General features: G+C 63.8%; 18 protein-coding genes, 1 tRNA gene and 1 pseudogene. 11 read left to right on the plus strand and 9 right to left on the minus strand.

The genetic code is table 11. The features are described from left to right. Positions 1–20: 20 nt before the first annotated feature. Both cobT and ACYG9V_RS23735 read left to right on the plus strand, forming a co-directional pair. On the plus strand, positions 21–1,031 hold the full coding sequence (gene cobT / locus ACYG9V_RS23730) for a nicotinate-nucleotide--dimethylbenzimidazole phosphoribosyltransferase (protein ID WP_027050237.1): 1,011 nt from the start codon (positions 21–23) through the stop codon (positions 1,029–1,031). Positions 1,032–1,105: 74 nt separating this feature from the next. Beyond that, positions 1,106–1,375, plus strand: a complete 270-nt coding sequence (locus ACYG9V_RS23735; RefSeq protein WP_023690936.1) for a hypothetical protein — start codon at positions 1,106–1,108, stop codon at positions 1,373–1,375. A gap of 198 nt (positions 1,376–1,573) precedes the next feature. On the opposite strand, the gene ACYG9V_RS23740 is transcribed toward ACYG9V_RS23735, so the two are convergent. Further along, positions 1,574–1,649: transfer RNA gene (locus ACYG9V_RS23740), tRNA-Lys, on the minus strand. A 243-nt stretch (positions 1,650–1,892) separates the two neighbouring features. Between ACYG9V_RS23740 and ACYG9V_RS23745 the strand changes: the two genes are divergently transcribed. Further along, positions 1,893–2,990: a transposase gene (locus ACYG9V_RS23745; RefSeq protein ID WP_460222020.1), complete on the plus strand. Its 1,098-nt coding sequence runs from the start codon at positions 1,893–1,895 to the stop codon at positions 2,988–2,990. A gap of 6 nt (positions 2,991–2,996) precedes the next feature. Here ACYG9V_RS23745 and ACYG9V_RS23750 read toward each other — a convergent pair whose 3' ends face one another. Both ACYG9V_RS23750 and ACYG9V_RS23755 read right to left on the minus strand, forming a co-directional pair. Next, on the minus strand, positions 2,997–4,193 hold the full coding sequence (locus tag ACYG9V_RS23750; RefSeq protein WP_460221900.1) for an IS256 family transposase: 1,197 nt from the start codon (positions 4,191–4,193) through the stop codon (positions 2,997–2,999). A gap of 479 nt (positions 4,194–4,672) precedes the next feature. Further along, positions 4,673–5,581, minus strand: a complete 909-nt coding sequence (locus ACYG9V_RS23755) for a PhzF family phenazine biosynthesis protein (protein WP_023805502.1) — start codon at positions 5,579–5,581, stop codon at positions 4,673–4,675. A gap of 113 nt (positions 5,582–5,694) precedes the next feature. On the opposite strand from ACYG9V_RS23755, the gene ACYG9V_RS23760 reads away from it, so the two are divergent. The 4 genes from ACYG9V_RS23760 to ACYG9V_RS23775 all read left to right on the plus strand — a co-directional run bounded on the left by ACYG9V_RS23760 (position 5,695) and on the right by ACYG9V_RS23775 (position 9,276). Next, positions 5,695–6,981, plus strand: a complete 1,287-nt coding sequence (locus tag ACYG9V_RS23760) for an efflux RND transporter periplasmic adaptor subunit (RefSeq protein ID WP_023805503.1) — start codon at positions 5,695–5,697, stop codon at positions 6,979–6,981. 4 nt (positions 6,982–6,985) lie between these two features. Further along, on the plus strand, positions 6,986–7,690 hold the full coding sequence (locus ACYG9V_RS23765) for an ABC transporter ATP-binding protein (RefSeq protein WP_023685174.1): 705 nt from the start codon (positions 6,986–6,988) through the stop codon (positions 7,688–7,690). Continuing rightward, on the plus strand, positions 7,687–8,904 hold the full coding sequence (locus ACYG9V_RS23770; protein WP_352765615.1) for an ABC transporter permease: 1,218 nt from the start codon (positions 7,687–7,689) through the stop codon (positions 8,902–8,904). Before ACYG9V_RS23765 ends, ACYG9V_RS23770 begins: the two co-directional genes overlap by 4 nt. A 129-nt stretch (positions 8,905–9,033) precedes the next feature. After that, positions 9,034–9,276 (plus strand): hypothetical protein, encoded by a 243-nt coding sequence (locus tag ACYG9V_RS23775; protein WP_352765617.1) that lies wholly within the window; start codon positions 9,034–9,036, stop codon positions 9,274–9,276. On the opposite strand, the gene ACYG9V_RS23780 is transcribed toward ACYG9V_RS23775, so the two are convergent. Both ACYG9V_RS23780 and ACYG9V_RS23785 read right to left on the minus strand, forming a co-directional pair. Then, a complete protein-coding gene (locus ACYG9V_RS23780) occupies positions 9,273–9,992 on the minus strand; it encodes an NUDIX hydrolase (RefSeq protein ID WP_352543145.1) in 720 nt (239 codons plus the stop codon). The genes ACYG9V_RS23775 and ACYG9V_RS23780 overlap by 4 nt on opposite strands. A gap of 5 nt (positions 9,993–9,997) precedes the next feature. Further along, entirely contained in the window at positions 9,998–11,110 is a 1,113-nt protein-coding gene (locus tag ACYG9V_RS23785) for an endonuclease/exonuclease/phosphatase family protein (protein ID WP_352765618.1), read from the minus strand. 157 nt (positions 11,111–11,267) lie between these two features. Between ACYG9V_RS23785 and ACYG9V_RS23790 the strand changes: the two genes are divergently transcribed. Together ACYG9V_RS23790 and ACYG9V_RS23795 are read left to right on the plus strand one after the other, a co-directional pair. Continuing rightward, positions 11,268–11,846, plus strand: coding sequence for a BA14K family protein (locus ACYG9V_RS23790; protein WP_023685170.1), 579 nt, complete (start codon positions 11,268–11,270; stop codon positions 11,844–11,846). Between the two features lie 169 nt (positions 11,847–12,015). Further along, entirely contained in the window at positions 12,016–12,300 is a 285-nt protein-coding gene (locus tag ACYG9V_RS23795; RefSeq protein ID WP_023685169.1) for a PilZ domain-containing protein, read from the plus strand. An 81-nt stretch (positions 12,301–12,381) separates the two neighbouring features. On the opposite strand, the gene ilvC is transcribed toward ACYG9V_RS23795, so the two are convergent. The 3 genes from ilvC to ACYG9V_RS23810 form a co-directional block, all read right to left on the minus strand. After that, positions 12,382–13,401 (minus strand): ketol-acid reductoisomerase, encoded by a 1,020-nt coding sequence (gene ilvC, locus ACYG9V_RS23800; protein ID WP_013531065.1) that lies wholly within the window; start codon positions 13,399–13,401, stop codon positions 12,382–12,384. Between the two features lie 23 nt (positions 13,402–13,424). Beyond that, positions 13,425–14,075 (minus strand): TetR/AcrR family transcriptional regulator, encoded by a 651-nt coding sequence (locus ACYG9V_RS23805; protein WP_460222075.1) that lies wholly within the window; start codon positions 14,073–14,075, stop codon positions 13,425–13,427. Positions 14,076–14,232: 157 nt separating this feature from the next. Further along, positions 14,233–14,691, minus strand: coding sequence for a MarR family winged helix-turn-helix transcriptional regulator (locus ACYG9V_RS23810; protein ID WP_023685168.1), 459 nt, complete (start codon positions 14,689–14,691; stop codon positions 14,233–14,235). Positions 14,692–14,786: 95 nt separating this feature from the next. Between ACYG9V_RS23810 and ACYG9V_RS23815 the strand changes: the two genes are divergently transcribed. Beyond that, positions 14,787–15,092, plus strand: a complete 306-nt coding sequence (locus tag ACYG9V_RS23815) for a Rieske (2Fe-2S) protein (protein WP_023668375.1) — start codon at positions 14,787–14,789, stop codon at positions 15,090–15,092. A 1-nt stretch (position 15,093) separates the two neighbouring features. Continuing rightward, entirely contained in the window at positions 15,094–15,834 is a 741-nt protein-coding gene (locus ACYG9V_RS23820; protein WP_023746878.1) for a glutathione S-transferase family protein, read from the plus strand. Here ACYG9V_RS23820 and ACYG9V_RS23825 read toward each other — a convergent pair. Further along, positions 15,797–17,032, minus strand: a pseudogene (locus tag ACYG9V_RS23825) (FAD-dependent oxidoreductase); the annotation flags it as partial. The gene ACYG9V_RS23820 and the pseudogene ACYG9V_RS23825 overlap by 38 nt on opposite strands. Positions 17,033–17,035: the final 3 nt, after the last annotated feature.

Below are 17,035 nucleotides of genomic sequence, written 5' to 3' on the forward strand. Positions count from 1 at the left end.
TCCCCGGAGATTCCTTCCCCATGCCCTTCAAATCATTCGATGAACTGCGCGCCGCCTGTTTCGATCTGCCTGCCGGCAGCGATACCGCCGCCAATGCAGTCGCCCGCCGCCAGGACACGCTGACGAAGCCGCAAGGCAGCCTGGGCCGGCTGGAAACCCTCGGCGCCTGGCTGGCACGCTGGCAGGGCCGCGACATGCCGAAACTCGATCGCGTCAAAGTCTTCGTGTTCGCCGGCAATCACGGCGTCACCGCGCAGGGCGTGTCGGCCTTCCCGTCGGAAGTGACCGTGCAGATGGTGGCGAATTTTGCCGGCGGCGGCGCCGCCATCAACCAGCTTGCCCGCATCGCCGGCGCGGAACTCGACGTCATCCCGCTCGATCTCGATCATCCGACAGGCGACTTCACTGACGTGCCGGCAATGGACGAAAAAAACTTCCTCGCCGCCGTCTCGGCTGGCTATGACGCGGTGACGAACGACCTCGACCTCGTCTGTTTCGGCGAGATGGGCATCGGCAACACCACGCCGGCGGCCGCCATCTCGACCGCCCTGTTCGGCGGCGGCGCTGAAAAATGGACCGGGCGCGGCACCGGCGTCGACGATGCCGGGCTGAAGCGCAAGGTCACCGCCATTGAATCCGGCCTCAAGCGCCATGCCGACGCGCTGTCCGACCCGCTGAAGATCGCCGCCGCCCTTGGCGGCCGCGAACTCGCCGCCATCTTCGGCGCCACGCTCGCCGCCCGCCGCAAGAACGTCCCGGTGCTGCTCGACGGCTTCGTCTGCACGGCAGCGGCAGCGCCCCTGGCGCGACTGCACCCCTCAGGCCTCGCCCACACCATCGCCGCCCATGTCTCGGCCGAATCCGGCCACCGCCGCCTGCTCGAAGCGCTCGGCCTGCCGCCGCTGCTCGACCTCGGCATGCGGCTCGGCGAAGGCTCCGGCGCCTGCCTCGCCGTCAACATCGTCCGCTCGGCGCTGGAATGTCATGCGAGGATGGCGAGTTTTGCCGAGGCCGGCGTGTCGGAGAAGTAAACCAGAGCGGTTTAGGGGACCGCCTTGGTAAGAAGCATCTTTTATTCCTGAAAACTCTTCAGTAGAGTTGGACGATGATGAAGCTCCGTCCGCTTGCTGCTGCTATAGCTATCGCCGCGGTTCTTGCCGGTGTGTATCGGCGTAGCGGATACACAACCTATGGACCGCTCGACACCGCTATCCTCGTTGTCTTTCTGGTATTCTTCTGGTGGCTGATCAGCGACTTCTCAAGAAGAAAAGCCCGCGTCGATGCTGATGGACGTCAGAGCACGGATGGCGGGATCGCTTTTCGGTTCGGCAGATTTCTGCGTCGGGTTTTTCGACGTAGCAATCGCGGCCTTTGACACGGCAAATTGTAGGCCGAAATGACATTGCGCCGTGGAACCGGTCGCCTCGTTTCTGGGCGCGCGGCTCAGAGGATCACCGGAATAGCAAGTCTACACCGGAATGCCCTCGGCAGGCTCGCGCCACCACCGACGCATGCCGAAGACGCGTTAAAGCGTCTCTGATACCAAGGTCTTCCACCAACTTTTCTAGAAATTTGGTGGGTGCGCACAGGATTGAACTGTGGACCCGCTGATTAAGAGTCAGCTGCTCTACCAACTGAGCTACGCACCCACTCGGCCGGCAAAAACCGGCGTTGGCGGGCATATAGCCGCCGATACCGGTCCTGTCCAGCCCTGCCGGAATCATTTCCCGACAAATCGCTCCGGGCTTCGGTTTCGAGTGTTGCAGCGAAGAAAAAACCAGAGTCGTCGGCGGGACAGCGCCCCCCTCTGCCCTGCCGGGCATCTCCCCCACTTGGGCATAGGCGCTAAGATAGGTATTGCCCTGCGGAATCGGGTGTGATTCTACACTGCGATGACACACGAATCGCTTGTTGATGACGGCTGGGCCGAGACGATTGAGCTTCTCGGCGGCGAAGATTTGCTCACGCAGAGCGCCCGCGAGACGAAGGCGTTCCTGCGCCCGCGCGGCGTCAGGTCGGCGAGCGACCTGTTGCGCCTGACACTGGCTTACTGCCTTGGCAAGGTTGGCATGCGGGGCGTCGTGGCCTGGGCGGCGGCGAGCGGGATTGCCGACATTTCGGACGTGGCGTTGCTTGGCCGGCTGCGCAATGCAGGACCATGGCTGCAGCAGTTGATTGGGCACCTTTTGAAGCGCGAGGATGCAGGTTTGGCCAAAGGCCGGCTGGTTCGCATCCTCGATGCGACAGCGGTTGCCAAGGCCGGTGCGTATGAGAAGAAGAACAATGGTCTTTGGCGCATGCACTGCGCCTTCGAGCTTGAGCGCGAGCAGTTCGACTTCATCGAGATCACCGACCAGAGCGAGGCCGAGCTGATCGACCGCGTGCCGGTGGTGGCGGGCGAGATCCGCATCGGTGACCGCGCCTATCTGCAGGCCGAGCGGATCGCCAAGGTGATGGCGCAAGGCGGCGATGTTGTTGTGCGCGCGTCGTGGAAAAACGCGCGATGGCTCGACGCCAACGGCAGGGCGTTCGATCTCATCGGCTACCTGGAGAGCTGCCGGGAGGAAGTCTGCGAAACGCCTGCCCGGCTGGCACTCAAGAAGGGCGAGCCTGTGAAGATGCGCCTGATCGCCTTGCGCAAATCCGAGGCCGCGGCACAAGAAGCGCGGCGCAAAATCAACAAGGAAGCCAGGGCCAAGGGCAACAAGGTTCAACCGCAGACGCTGATTGCGGCCGGCTTCGTCCTGCTTGTGACCTCGCTTGACCGGGAGGAGTTTCCCGCCGATACGATCCTCAAGCTCTACCGCATGCGCTGGCGCATCGAACTCGCCTTCAAGCGCCTGAAGAGCCTGATCGGGCTGCGCTCTCCTCCCGCCAAAGACCCAAGGATCGCAAGGCCTTGGATCCTTGCACACTTCCTCATCGCGCTTGTGACCGAACCCCTCTCGCAGGGTTGTGTGCGTCAAGTTCTGCAAAATGGGCGATCATGAAACTGGTCATGCGGCTTGGCGTAGAGCGAGCTTCTTGTGCTCGCGCAGATCATCCATGTTGATATAGCGGTTGGCCTCCATCCAGTTTTCGTTGGTTTCGACGGCCAGCGCCCTGACCAGGCGCAGGCAGCTTTCGGCGTTCGGGAAGATGCGCACGACATAGGTGCGCCGGCGGATTTCCTCGTTGAGCCGTTCAAGCATGTTGGTGGACTTGAGGTGCTTGTGATGCTGACGCGGCAGCCGGAAGAAAGTCAGCGTCTGTTCTATGGCTTCTTCCGCCCAGGTGGCCAGCCGCGGGTAGCGGGCGGACCATTTGGACAGCCACGCGGCGAGATCGGCCTTGGCCTCGTCGAGATCGCGCCGGTCGTAGAGCCAGCGCAATTCCTGCAGGCAATCGTCGCCGTGCTTCCTGGGCAGGTGATCGAGCGCGTTCCTGAGGAAGTGGACGTAGCAGCGCTGCCATGCTGCTTCCGGGATCACCTCGCCGATCGCCGCGACCAGGCCGGCATGGTCGTCGGACACGGCCAGTTCGACGCCCTTGAGACCGCGTCGTTTCAAGCCGACGAGGAAGTCCTTCCAGGCCGAGCGGCTCTCGCGATTGGCCATCTCCACGGCCAGGATCTGCCGGCGCCCGTCCCAGTCGATGCCGACCGCGATCAGCACCGCCTGGCTCATCACGATGCCGGCTTCGCGCACTTTCTCGTAGCGGGCATCGAGAATGAGGTAGGGGAATGGCTCCTGAAGCGGTCGTTCGGCAAACGCCTTCAGGCTCTCGTCCAAGCGCTTGTTGATGGCCGAGATCGACGAAGCCGAGAACGCATGACCGCACAGCTCTTCCGTGATCGCCTTGACCTTGCGGGTCGACACGCCCTGCACATACATCTCCGCAAGCGTCGCAACCAAGGCCCGCTCCGAACGCTGGTAGCGCTCGAACAGCTCGGTGGAGAAGTGACCCGCCCGGTCCTGTGGAACCCGCAGCTCAAGCTTGCCCACCCGGGTGACCAGGGTGCGGCCGTAGTAACCCGAGCGATACCCAAGGCGCTCAGGCGTGCGTTCGCCCTTCGAAGCACCCAGCGCCTCCTCCATCTCGGCCTCGAGAACCTCCTGCATTACCGCACGGATCACTTCGTGCAGCCCCTCCGGGTTCGAAAGCAGAATGTCTTTGACGGCAGCGCTGGTCGATTTACCTTCTGTCTTGGTCATGGTGGCGTTCCTTCCAGGGAATCGGTGACGTTGAACATCACCAGCCTGCCATGACCGCCCTCTCTCAGCGAATTTGCAGAACTCTCAGCACACTACCTCTCGCAGGAGTTGGGTGTCTCTCCCCCTTGAGCGACGGGCGCCCGCTGCTGTGGCGCGCCACCCGCCAGATCGTCGCCTCTCTGATCGCTACCATCTTTACTCAACCTTCCTTGGCGGCCCTGCGCCAAAATCTCCATGCCTTGCGATCGCTGGCGCGAACCACCACGAAAGCGCAAGTTTCAGTCCATGCCAAAGCTATCTTAGCGCCTATGCCCACTTGGGGGGAGATTGGCAGCCTTGCCGTTTCGCCTGTCTTTCGGCGTTGGAGATTGGCGAAAGCCAATGCGACATCCGATCTCCCCCCTCGTGGGGGAGATGTCCGGCAGGACAGAGGGGGGCGTGAAGGATCGCCGACAGCGACGATCTCAGCCACGGGCCACTCAAACGAACAGCTTGCCTTCCGCCACTTTTACCGCATGGCCGCCGATGCGCGCCGAGGCCAGTTTTCCGCCCTCGACAGTGAGTTCGAGCCGGATACGCGATGGCCGGCCCATCTCCAGCCCCTGCTCGATCCACAGCTGCGAAATGCCGTCGGTCGGGCCATCGAACTGCATGATGGCGCCGGCAAAGGCCGCCGCCGCCGACCCGGTCGCCGGGTCCTCATAGGAGGGAGTACCCGGCACGATCATGCGGACATGGAAGGCGCTGTCATGGTTCACCGTCTGGCGGCAATAGACGTACGGGCTGGCGAAGGCCCATTCGCTCTTGCGCGGCGCCAGTTCCGACCAGGCCTGGTTGTCGAGCTTGACCCGGGCCGCAGCCTCCAGATTGGCGACCGGGATGGTGACGTAAGGCACGCCTGCCGACCAGAACGACACCAGGTGATTCTCGAAGCCGATCTCGTGCGGCGCCAGCCCGAGGGCGGCGCCGATCGCCTCCGGGTCGGCATCGAGCTTCAGCGGCTCCGGCAGCTTCGCCAGGTCGAACTCGGCAAAGGTGGCGCCATCGTGCCGGCTGACGGCGCAGCGCACCGGGCCGATATTCTCCTCCAGCACGAAGATGCCGGCTTCGCCCTCGCCTGTGAGTTCGGCCAGCGCGATCGCGGCGCCAACTGTCGGATGTCCGGCGAACGGCATCTCATAGTCGGGCGTGAAAATGCGGATGCGGTTGCGATGTTTTGGATTGTCCGGCGGCAGCACGAAGACCGATTCGGACAGGTTGAACTCGCGCGCAATGGCCTGCATGGCGGCTGTATCCAGCCCTTGGCTGTCGAGCACGACAGCCAGCGGATTGCCGGCCAGCCGCTCCGTCGTAAACACATCGTAGAGCAAGTAATTGCGGGTCTGCATCTTGAAAAACCTTCCGCCTCAATCCGAACATGGCCGAAATTTAATTTGATATTCGAACCACCAAGCCTGATCTGTGCACAACTAGGGACATTACGCTTTCATAGGGGTCCGGCGTGGACCAGCTTGTCAATCTGCCAAAGACGGAATCGGATTCCGCCATCGAGGCGGCGCTCGGGCTTGATCAGAGCGGCGTGCGCAAGACGCGCCGCCGGGGCTGGCTTTACGCGCTGCTGGCGCTGATCGCACTTGCCGCCGGGTTGGCAGGCTACCAGTGGTTTGCCGGCTCCCCGGCCAAGATCGACTACACCACCACGCCGGCTACCATTGCCGACCTCACCGTCGCGGTTTCGGCGACCGGCACGCTGCAGCCCCTCACCCAGGTCGACATTTCAAGCGAGCTGTCCGGTATCATCCGCTCGGTCTCGGCCGAAGAGAACCAGCAGGTCAAGAAGGGCGACGTGCTGGCGACGCTCGACACGGTGAAACTCGAGGTCCAGATCGAACGCGCCGAAGCCTCGGCCAAGGCCGCTGCCGCCAATGTCGAGGACGCCACGGTAACCCTGAAGGAGAACGAAAGCGCCCTCACCCGCGCGGCCGAACTGACCAGGCGTGGCATGGCGACCGATCAGTCGCTCGAGGCGGCGACTGCCACGCGCGACCGCTCCAAGGCGGCGCTCGATAGTGCGCAGGCCAATCTCGCCATCGCCCAGGCCGATCTCAAGGCGCAGCAGACCGACCTTGCCAAGAGCACCATCTATGCGCCGATTGACGGCATCGTCTTGACGCGTTCCGTCGACCCCGGCCAGACGGTCGCCTCCTCGCTGCAGGCGCCGGTTCTGTTCATCATCGCCGCCGATTTGAGGAACATGGAATTGGTGGCGGCGGTCGACGAGGCCGATATCGGCGCGGTCAAACCAGGCCAGCATGCACGCTTCACCGTCGATGCCTTTCCCGAGCGGCCGTTCGACGCCGAGATCCGCGACATCTCCTACGCCTCGGTCACCACCGACGGCGTCGTCACCTACAATGCACGGTTGGAAGTCGACAATAACGAGCTTTTGCTGCGGCCCGGCATGACCGCCACGGTTTCGGTCGTCACCAGGCAGGCCAAGGGCGTGCTCACCGTGCCTTCAACAGCGTTTCGCTATCGGCCATCGGCACCTGCTGCCCGCGCGTGGAGCCTCAGCGATCTGTTCACCGGCCGCATGGGTCGTGGCGGCAACCGCCGCCAGCCGGTGAAGGCGCCCACCGACGGCTCACGCACGCTCTATGTGCTGGAGAACGGCCGGCCGCACCCGGTCAACGTGAAGATCGGCTCCACCGACGGCGAACTGACCGAGATCACCTCCGGGCTGGATGAAGGTGCAGAGGTTATCACGACCTCGCAGCTGCGGAGCTGACGCCATGGCCGCGGGCCTCATCGGTTTCGACACGGTCTGGAAGAGCTATGGCCAGGGCGAAGCCAAGGTCCATGCGCTGGCCGGCGTCGACCTCGCCATCCAGCGTGGCGAATTCGTCGCCATCATGGGCCCGTCCGGTTCGGGCAAATCGACCGCGATGAACATCATCGGTTGCCTCGACACGCCGACGGCCGGAACCTACTCCTTCATGGGCATCGACGCCGGGCGGCTCGACCGCAACCGCCGGGCGCTTCTGCGCAATCTCTATATCGGCTTCGTCTTCCAGGGTTACAATCTGTTGCCGCGCACCACGGCGGCGGAAAATGTCGAGCTGCCGCTGATCTATCGCGGCGCGCCGGCCCGCGAGCGCCGCGATCTTGCCATGCAGGCGCTGGCGGAGGTCGGCCTGGTCGGGCGCGAACATCACACGCCGGCCGAACTCTCCGGTGGTCAGCAACAGCGCGTGGCGATCGCGCGCGCCATCGTCACCAGGCCGACGCTGCTCGTCGCCGACGAGCCGACCGGCAATCTCGACACCGCCCGCACGCATGAGATCATGGAGTTGTTGACGCGGCTGAACCGGGAGCTCGGCTTGACCATCGCCATGGTCACCCACGAGGCCGATGTCGCCGATTATGCCGAGCGCACCATCCGCTTCCTCGACGGCCACGTCGCGTCCGACACGGCCAAGTCGGAGTTGGCGTCATGATCTGGGAAACCGTCCGCCTCTCTCTGCGCTCCATCCGCCGCAATGTTCTGCGCTCGTTCCTGACGCTGCTCGGCATCGTCATCGGTGTCGCCGCCGTCATCGCCATGCTGACCATCGGTTCGGGCACCACGGCCAAGGTCAAGTCGGACATCGCCAAGCTCGGCTCGAACCTGCTCGTCGTCCGTTCCGGCCGCCCGGCAGGCACCGGCGGACCAGGCGGGCTCGACCAGGCGGTACGGCCTCTGGCCGACAAGGATGTAGCCGCCCTCGTAGCCCACCTGACCGGAGCGCGCGCCATTGCGCCGGCGTCGCAGAAACAAGTCCGCGTCATTTTCGGCACCGAGAGCCTGACCTCGGGCGTCACCGGCACCGACAGCGCCTATCTCGACGCCCGCGACTGGAAGCTGGTGTCGGGCCGCCCGTTCTCGGATTCGGAAACACGCTCCGGCACCGGCGTCTGCCTGATCGGCGAAACGGTGCGCCAGCAATTCTTCGGCGCCGGCGAACCCGAGGGCGAGATCATCCGCGTCAACCGCACCTCGTGCAAGATCATCGGCCTGCTCGAACCCAAGGGCTATACCGGCTTCGGCCAGGACCAGGACAATGTCGTCTTGATGCCGCTTGCCGCCTATCAGCGCCGCATCGCCGGCAACCGCGACATCGACAACATCTACGTCGCCGCCGACGACCGCACCCCGACCACCGAATTGCAGCCGCGAGTCGAGGACATTTTGCGCGACACCCGCCGCAACACGCCGGACCGCGAAGACGATTTCTCGATCCGCGACATGACCCAGATCGCCGACGCCATGGCCAGCGCCACCACCACCATGACCGGCATGCTGGGCGCCGTCGCGGGCGTCAGCCTGCTGGTCGGCGGCATCGGGATCATGAACATCATGCTGGTCTCGGTCACTGAGCGCACCCGCGAGATCGGCATCAGGCTCGCCATCGGCGCGCATGAAAAGCACATCCTCATCCAGTTCCTGGTCGAGGCGACGGTGCTGTCGCTGCTCGGCGGCATTATCGGCATCCTGATCGGCCTGGCGCTGGCCGGCCTCGCCTCGGCAACGCTGGCCATACCGTTTGCGCCGAGCCCGGCGGTCATCCTGCTCGCCGTCGGTTTTTCGGCGCTGATCGGCATGGTGTTCGGCTTCTTCCCGGCGCTGCGCGGCGCCAGGCTCGACCCGATCGACGCGCTGCGCCACGAATAAGCGCCAGATCAGCTCCACCGCAACCAACCGCTATCCACAAGGATGGGTGCTTGTCGACATCGGCAATACTTGTTGTCGTCCGGTCTGCGATGCTAATTTTAGAGCAAAGCATCTGGTCAAGGAGTGGCAATGAGCAAGAAGGCGCGGCTGATTCTGACGATGGTGATCATCGAAGGCGCCCTTGCGGGACTTTGGTGGTATCTCGCCCGCTACGGCATGGCCAATCCCGATCGTGTCACCGCCGATTTTCAGGCAGTCGTCGGCCAGACGATGGGCATGGTCATGGGTGGATTGCTGGGCATCGGCGTCATCCTGTTCCTCGTCACCGCCCGCAACGACCGCAAGGCGGCGCAGAACAATCCGCGCCGTTAGCCCCCGCCACCGCCAAAATGCCACTCGACCAGCGGCTTCATATGCGGTGCCAGCCCTTCCGGCAGGTCGGCGGCGTGGCGGATGATCACCGGCCCCTCGATCTCCGGCTCGGTCTCGGTCGCGACGAAGGCGCCGATGCGCCGCGCAATCTCGTCGGCCGGCGCATCGACGTGGTAGCGGCGGAAGAGGACCGTGCCGGTCGAAGTCGACAGCGCATGGTAGCGCCTGCCGCGCGCAGCGCCTGTCAGGTCAAGCCCGGTCTCCTCGCGCACTTCGCGGATCATGTTGAAATCGACATCGACGCGGCCATCGCGAAAATCGATCGGCTCGAAAGAGCCGGCAGCGAAGTAGACACTGCCGGCCGGGACCGTGTGCGCGCCCATGCGGATCGCCACCAGGGCGTTGTCGCCGGCGACCAGCATGGCGTGGCCATAGGCATGCTCGGCGCCCGTCCCCTGCCGGTTCTTTCGCCATAGCAGGAAGGTCGAGTACTTCACCGCGTGACAACGCCCGACGATCCGGTTGTCGCGCCAGGCGAGCGCCGAGAGCAGCACCACCGTGCCGTCGAACAACGCCGGATTGGCCGTGACCTCGCGCCGCCAGTTGTCAGTGATCGCCTGCGCGTTGTCGCGCTCGAACGGATGCGGGCCGGGGTCGAGCCGGACGTCGATTTCGTCGACGGGCAGGATGACGTTGCGCGGCAGGTCGAAGCTCACCGTGCTCAAGCCATGTCCAGGGTAATTGCGACGGGACAATGATCCGACGCCTTCGGCCGGTCCCAGCCGGCGCGCGGAAAGCGCTCCACCGCCTGTCCCGCCGGAAAGATGGTGCGCCAGGGCTGGCCGTTGCGGATGATGTCGGGAACCGCCGTCGCATTCTTCGCCGCCAGCCCTTTCGACAGCAGGATGTAGTCGAGCTGGCACAGATGCCGCTCCTTCGGCCCGCGCGTGTGGTAGAAACTCCAGCGGTCCATCTCCGGCCGGCGTTCGACGACATTTTCGCAAAAGCCGCCGGCGGTGAGCACATCGATACAGGACTGGCTCTCGTCGATCACCTGGAAGCGGTAGCCGTCGACAGCGTCGCCCTCGATCTTCACCCGCTGGCGGTAGTCGTTCATGTCGCCGCAGATCGCCCAGTTTTTGTCGGCTGCGTGCTCTTTGCCGAAGCGCTCCTCGATGATGCGGCGCACGGCTTGCGCCTCGGCGATGCGCACCGGCATCGTCGCCTCGCGTCCGTCGAGCCCGTTGCGCGGCGAGCCCATCGATTTGAAATGGACGAGATAAAGCGTCAGCGGCACGCCGCCGACCTTGATGTCGACCTCCAGGCAGTCGCGCCGGAAGATGCGTTCATTGGCCAGGTTGCCGAGCGCCTCGAGTTCAGGCGTGTGCAATCCGAACTGCTCGAACGTGACATAGGCATGGCTGGTCATGCGCACGAATTCGATCGGCTGACCTTGCGCTGTCTCGTTGCGCATCATCAGGGCAACGTCGATGCCGCGCGAATCATTGCCGGCGGTGGTGTATTTCTGCCGGTAACCCTCGCCCACCATCTTGAAGAGATAGCCATACTCGAACGCCTTCAGCGCCTCGATGTTGTCAACCTCCTGCATGCAGATGATGTCGGCGCGGGTGGCGGCGATGGCGAGCGCGGTCAACTGGCGCGTATCGTCGGACTGTGCGATGGCGCGCGCCTGCTCCAGCATCCGGTATTCGGCTTCGCTCTGGATGCCGAAAAGCGCCAGCGTGCGGTCTTCGTTGAGCTGGTTGCGGAAGCCCGAGAAATCGAACCTGTTCATCAGGTTTTCGACATTGAAAGTGGCGAGGCGCAGCGACATGGACTGACCTTTGCCTGCAAGCGCCAATGAAAACAAGGGCTGCTCGTCATGGCTGATGGAACCTTTCTGTTCATCCTCCGTTCAGACGCCAAGGTCCATCAATAGGCCACTTCCCTGGGGTATCCGGGCGTGGGGCCTGTATCACTTGGAGAGTGCAATGAGCTCGCTCTTTTCGTCCACAGTCAAATCCGGGCTGTTAGCGCTCGGTCTTTTCTCGGGTCTCACGGCGCCATCCGCCGCGGGCCCGATCCTGCAGCCGGACTTGTCGGTGCCGGCAAGCACCGCATTGTCTGACATCACACCGGTTCGCGACAGCTGGGCGGGCGGCAATGACCGCCGCTCCTTCAACGATTGGCAGTGGCGCCGCCACGACGGCCGTCGCTTTGCCCGGTCAGGCAACTGGAATGGCGGCAACTGGAACGGCGGCGACAACTGGCGCTGGCGCCATCACCGCCACCATCGCGGCCGTGATTTTGACACCGGCGCCGCAGCAGTTCTCGGCCTCGGCCTGGGTCTCGGCCTCGGCAGCATCTACAACAACGGCTACTACAACAACGGCTATTACAATGACGGCTATTACGTGCAGCCGGCGCCCCGCCGCTATTACCGCACGCAGCGTCTGTCCAGCGCCCATGTACAGTGGTGCTACGACCGCTATCGGTCCTACCGGGCCTGGGACAACACGTTCCAGCCCTATGGTGGCCCGCGCCAGCAATGCTGGTCGCCCTACAGCTGAACTATAAACGACAATACACGACGGCGCCGCCCCAACGCGGCGCCGTTTTCATTTGGGAAAGACGGCTGGTCTCGGTCACCGCTAACCATATGTTTATCGGCTCAGCCTATCCGTGATATCGTGCCCCATCTGACGATCGCGCCGATCCGGTCGCGAAGGACGTGCCGTCATGGCCGACAACGAATTGCGAAACAAACACCGGCAGCGCGTGCTGAAAGGCGCGACGATTCTGACCGGCCTCACCAATTCCGAGGTCAAGTGCACGGTGCGCAACATGCACGCCGGCGGCGCCGAGCTGAAAGTGTCTATAGACGCGCGCGTGCCGGACGAGTTCCTGCTCTATGTGCCGGTCGACGGCATCGGCTACAAGGCCATCGTGCGCTGGCGCCGCGACGACCGCATCGGCGTCGAGTTCACCGGCACCGAGCCGAAGCCGCATTGGCACTATGGCTGAGTATCCTGATCGATAAACCGGCATGAAAAAGCCGGCGGATCGCTCCGCCGGCTCTTTGCTCCCAATCCCGACGACTGCGGGTTAGTTCTTGGCCTTGTCGACCAGCTTGTTCTTGGAAATCCAGGGCATCATGGCGCGCAGCTTGGCGCCGACTTCCTCGATCTGGTGGCTGTCATTGTTGCGGCGGATGCCCTTGAAGCGCGACATGCCGGCGCGGTATTCCTGCATCCACTCCGAGGTGAATTTTCCGGTCTGGATGTCCTTCAGCACGCGCTTCATCTCGGCCTTGGTCTCGGCGGTGATAATGCGCGGGCCAGAGACATATTCGCCCCATTCGGCCGTGTTCGAGATCGAGTAGTTCATGTTGGCGATGCCCCCTTCATAGATCAGGTCGACGATCAGCTTGACCTCGTGCAGGCACTCGAAATAGGCCATTTCGGGCGCATAGCCGGCTTCCACCAGCGTCTCAAAACCGGCGCGGATCAGTTCGACCAGGCCGCCGCAGAGCACGACCTGCTCGCCGAACAGATCGGTCTCGCATTCCTCGCGGAAATTGGTCTCGATGATGCCCGAACGGCCGCCGCCGACGCCGCAGGCGTAGGACAGAGCGAGATCGAGCGCGTTGCCGGAAGCATCCTGGTTGACGGCGACCAGGCACGGCACGCCGCCGCCCTTCTGGTATTCGCCGCGCACCGTGTGGCCGGGGCCTTTCGGCGCGATCATGACGACATCGACGGTCGACTTCGGCTCGATGAGGCCGAAATGCACGTTGAGGCCGTGCGCGAAGGCAATCGCGGCGCCGTCACGAATGTTTGGCGCGATTTCGTTTTTGTAGATGTCGGCCTGCAATTCGTCAGGCGTCGCCATCATCATCAAATCGGCCCATTTGGCAGCGTCCGCCACGCTCATCACCTTGAGCCCGTCGGCCTCGACCTTCTTGGCCGTCGCCGATCCCGCCTTGAGGCCGATGGCGATTTCCTTGGCGCCCGAATCCTTGAGGTTGAGCGCATGCGCCCGGCCTTGGCTGCCATAGCCGATGATGGCGACCTTCTTGCCCTTGATCAGATTGAGATCGGCGTCGCGATCGTAATAGACACGCATCTTTTGCTTCCTTCCCGTAGAGATTAGAGGCCTTGCGGCCCGGTTTTTGCTCCATAAAGAGCGAGAAACTGCTGCGTTGCCCGGACGGCATCGCCGCCGATCGCCGCTTCAGTCAATTCCAGCCTGTCGCCGAGCAGGAGACGGATCTGCACGTCGCGGGCGACCAGCCCGAAAAAGGTCCGGAACGCCATTTCGGCATCCGTAAAGTCGAGCAGCCCGGCCTGCTTGCCGGCAAGCAGCACCGGCTTCAGCCGTCTGGCCAGCGCGAAACGGCCATTCTCCAGCACGATGGCGCCGAGATCGTCCTTTCCGGATCCGGCATGGCCGACCGCGACGCGGTTCAGCGCGATCGAGGTATCGCTCGAAATCACCTTCAGCCAGTCCGAGGCGAAGCCTTCCAGGCTTGCCGTCAGCGAGGCAAGATCGAGCCGCTCACCGTCGACCGGCACCACGCGCACTTTCGATGCCTGCCACTGCACGGTCGCCGTCAGCAGTCCGTCGCGGTCGCCGAACCATTTGTAGAGCGTTTCCTTCGAGCAGCTGGCGCGGCGCGCCACCGCCGTCATGGTCAGATTGTCGCCCTCCTCGACCAGCAGCCGCAAAGCCGCGTCCAGGACGGCCTTTTGCCGCTCTGTCAGCACTTCGCTGGTATCGATGTCGGCGCTTGCCTGCAACAATTTCCGCCCATTCGATGAGGTCGCCGGGTCGCCTCAAACGGCGTACCGTACGTTACGGTTCGGCATATTGCGCAATCCTATGCTCGACGCAAGGGGCCAGGTAGAAAAATCGTCGACGTGAGAGCCGCCGAGCAAACCACGAGATTCTGACGGATCAATCATCGGCGGGCGGATGGCGCAACTCTCCAAGCAGGCTCGCCAGTATCTTCAGCTCCTCAGCGGAGAGTTTTGCGCCGACCAATTCCGCAATCGACCGTCCATAGACAGCCCACATCCATCGCCGCGTCTGACGGCCCTTGGCCGAGATGCGGATGGTCTGGCCGCGGCCGTCATCGGCAGCCCTGAGCTTCTCGACCAGTCCGTCTGCCTCGAGGCGCGCCAGAAGCCGCGAGATGTTATACTGCGCAAACAGTGTGCGCTCGGTCAGCTGGAATGGCCGCAGCCCGCCCTCACCCGCCTCGGCGAGTTCATGCAGCACGTCATACCAGTCGAGCGGCGGCAAGCCGCTAGTCTTCAAAGCCTCTTCCGCCTTTTCGATGAGCTGGCGCGAAACCCGCATCAGGCGGGCCCAGGCCTTGACGGCTTCGGGCGAAGGCGTGGTTGTTTTGGTCATGACCCATCCTAGGCGGTAGATGCAGTTGCATCAAGCTTGACGGTCAATGCATATGCATCTATATGCATGCAATTGCATCAATCTGGGAAAAATCCATGAAACACGAAATCTGCAAAGTCGCCGACGTCCCGCAGACGGGCAGCCTGATCGCACCGTTCTTCGGCCGCGAGGTCCATGTCTGGCGCAGCGGCGAGCGTGTCCGTGCCGCCGCCAATGTCTGCCTGCATTTCGGCGGGCCGCTCGACTGCAAGGACGGCAAGCTGGTCTGCCAATGGCACGGTGCCGCCTTCGATATGGAAAGCGGCGATCGGCTTGAAGGTCCGGCGCCAAAAGCGTCGCGACTGATGTTCCTGTCGACGCGCGTAGAGGACGGCGCGTTGAACTATGTCTGGGGAGAGTGACATGCCTGAGAAGAATGAAATGACTGGCAAGCTCATTCTGGTCAGCCATCATCTGTGCCCCTATGTCCAGCGCGCCGCGATCTCGCTGACTGAGAAGGGCGTGCCGTTCGAACGCGTCACCATCGACCTCGCCAACAAGCCGGACTGGTTCAAGGCGATCTCGCCGCTGGGCAAGGTGCCGCTGCTGATCGTCCAGGCAAATGGCGAGGAGACGGTGATCTTCGAATCCGCCGTCATTCTCGAATTCCTCGAGGAGACGCAAGCCAATCCTCTGCATCCGGCCGACGCCTACGCCCGTGCCCGGCATCGCGCCTGGATCGAGTTCGGCTCGGCGACATTGAACACCATCGGCCGGTTCTACTCGGCTTCGACGGAGGCCGCCTTCCTGGCAGAGTCCACGGCACTTTCGGCCATGTTCGATCGTCTGGAGGACGAACTGGCCGACCAGGCCGGACCGTGGTTCAGCGGCCAGCGCTTTTGCCTCGTCGATGCCGTCTACGGCCCGGTCTTCCGCTATCTCGACGCCTTCGACCGGATCGGCAATTTCGGCATTCTGGACGGCAAGCCATTGGTCCAGGCCTGGCGCAAGGCGTTGAGCGAACGCGCCTCGATCAAGGGTGCCGTGGCGCCGGACTATCCGCAGCGGCTGCGTCTATTCCTGCGTGCGAGAAATTCGTTTCTCTCGACCCTGATCTCGCCGGATGATCTGGCCAGTGCACCTCCTCTAGCCCGATCCGCCTGAACGGATCGATCAAAGTGCCGGCCACCATCGAGGCGAGCACGCTTGGCAGTGGCGGCACCTTTGCGATGGTTGCCACCAGCCTGTCGCGGAAGAAGGGCAGCATCGTGCCGTCCGACTGGTAGAACGGCGTCAGCGCCAGCGACAGCAGCTGGAAGATTCGGACATGCCATCGCCGCGCCCGGGCGTAGCTTTCCAGCGCTGCCTCGACGTTGCCCGTTTGTGCCAAGGCATGGCTGAGTGCTGCCGCGTCGAGCAGCGCCATGTTGGCGCCTTGCCCGAGCTGCGGGCTGGTCGAATGCGCGGCATCGCCGATGACGGCCAGCCTGCGGCCGGCCGGCAGCTTCATCGTGTGGTGGCCGTAGCGCGCCAGCGACAGCTGGTCGAAGCTGTCGATCTGGCTGGTGAACGCCTCGCACTGTGGCCACAGCGAGACCAGTCTCGCCTTCCAGGCGTCGAGCCCTGCCGCGCGCACGTTTTCGGCATCCGCCGGCTTCAGGCTCCAGAAGAACGCCGCCATCTTTTCCCCGCCCGGCTCCGGTCGGCCGATCGGCAGGACGCCGATCATCACGCTGGCCTTGTCGTAGCGCTGCAGCAGCGCATTTTCGTCGAAGCCTTCGCGCCAGCCGAGCGAGGCCCAGAACGCGCCGTAAGTGAGCTGCCGCGGCTGGGCCGGATCGTTGAGGCACCGGCGCAGCTTCGAACGCGAGCCGCTGGCGTCGACCACGAGGTCGAACGGCCCTGCCCTGCGGCCCCCCACCGTTCGGCTCTTGTCGAAGATCAGGATCGCCCGCTCACCGACGTCCAGCGCCTCGATCTCGACACTGGTTTCGATGGCGATACCTTGGCGCTGCGCGGCGCGAAACAACACGTTGAACAATGCCGCCCGGTGCACCGCCAGCCCGAAACGGCCGCCAGGCTGCGCATCGTAGCGCACGGCGAGCACGGTGCGGCCGGTCGAGGCATCGGCGCCATGCAGACGCTCGATGCGGCTCCCCAGCGCCAGAATGTCGTCGAGCAGGCCGAGATCGGCGAGCACGCTCAGCCCGGTCGGCTGCAGGATCAGTCCGGAACCGACGGGCTTGGGTTCCTCGAAACGTTCGAAGATGGTGACGTTGTGGCCCGCGCGCTTGAGATAGAGCGCGGTGGCGAGCCCCGCCGGGCCGGCGCCCGCAATCGCGATGTCGAGAGATTTTTCCATTGC

Source organism: Mesorhizobium sp. W016, from assembly GCF_054719485.1.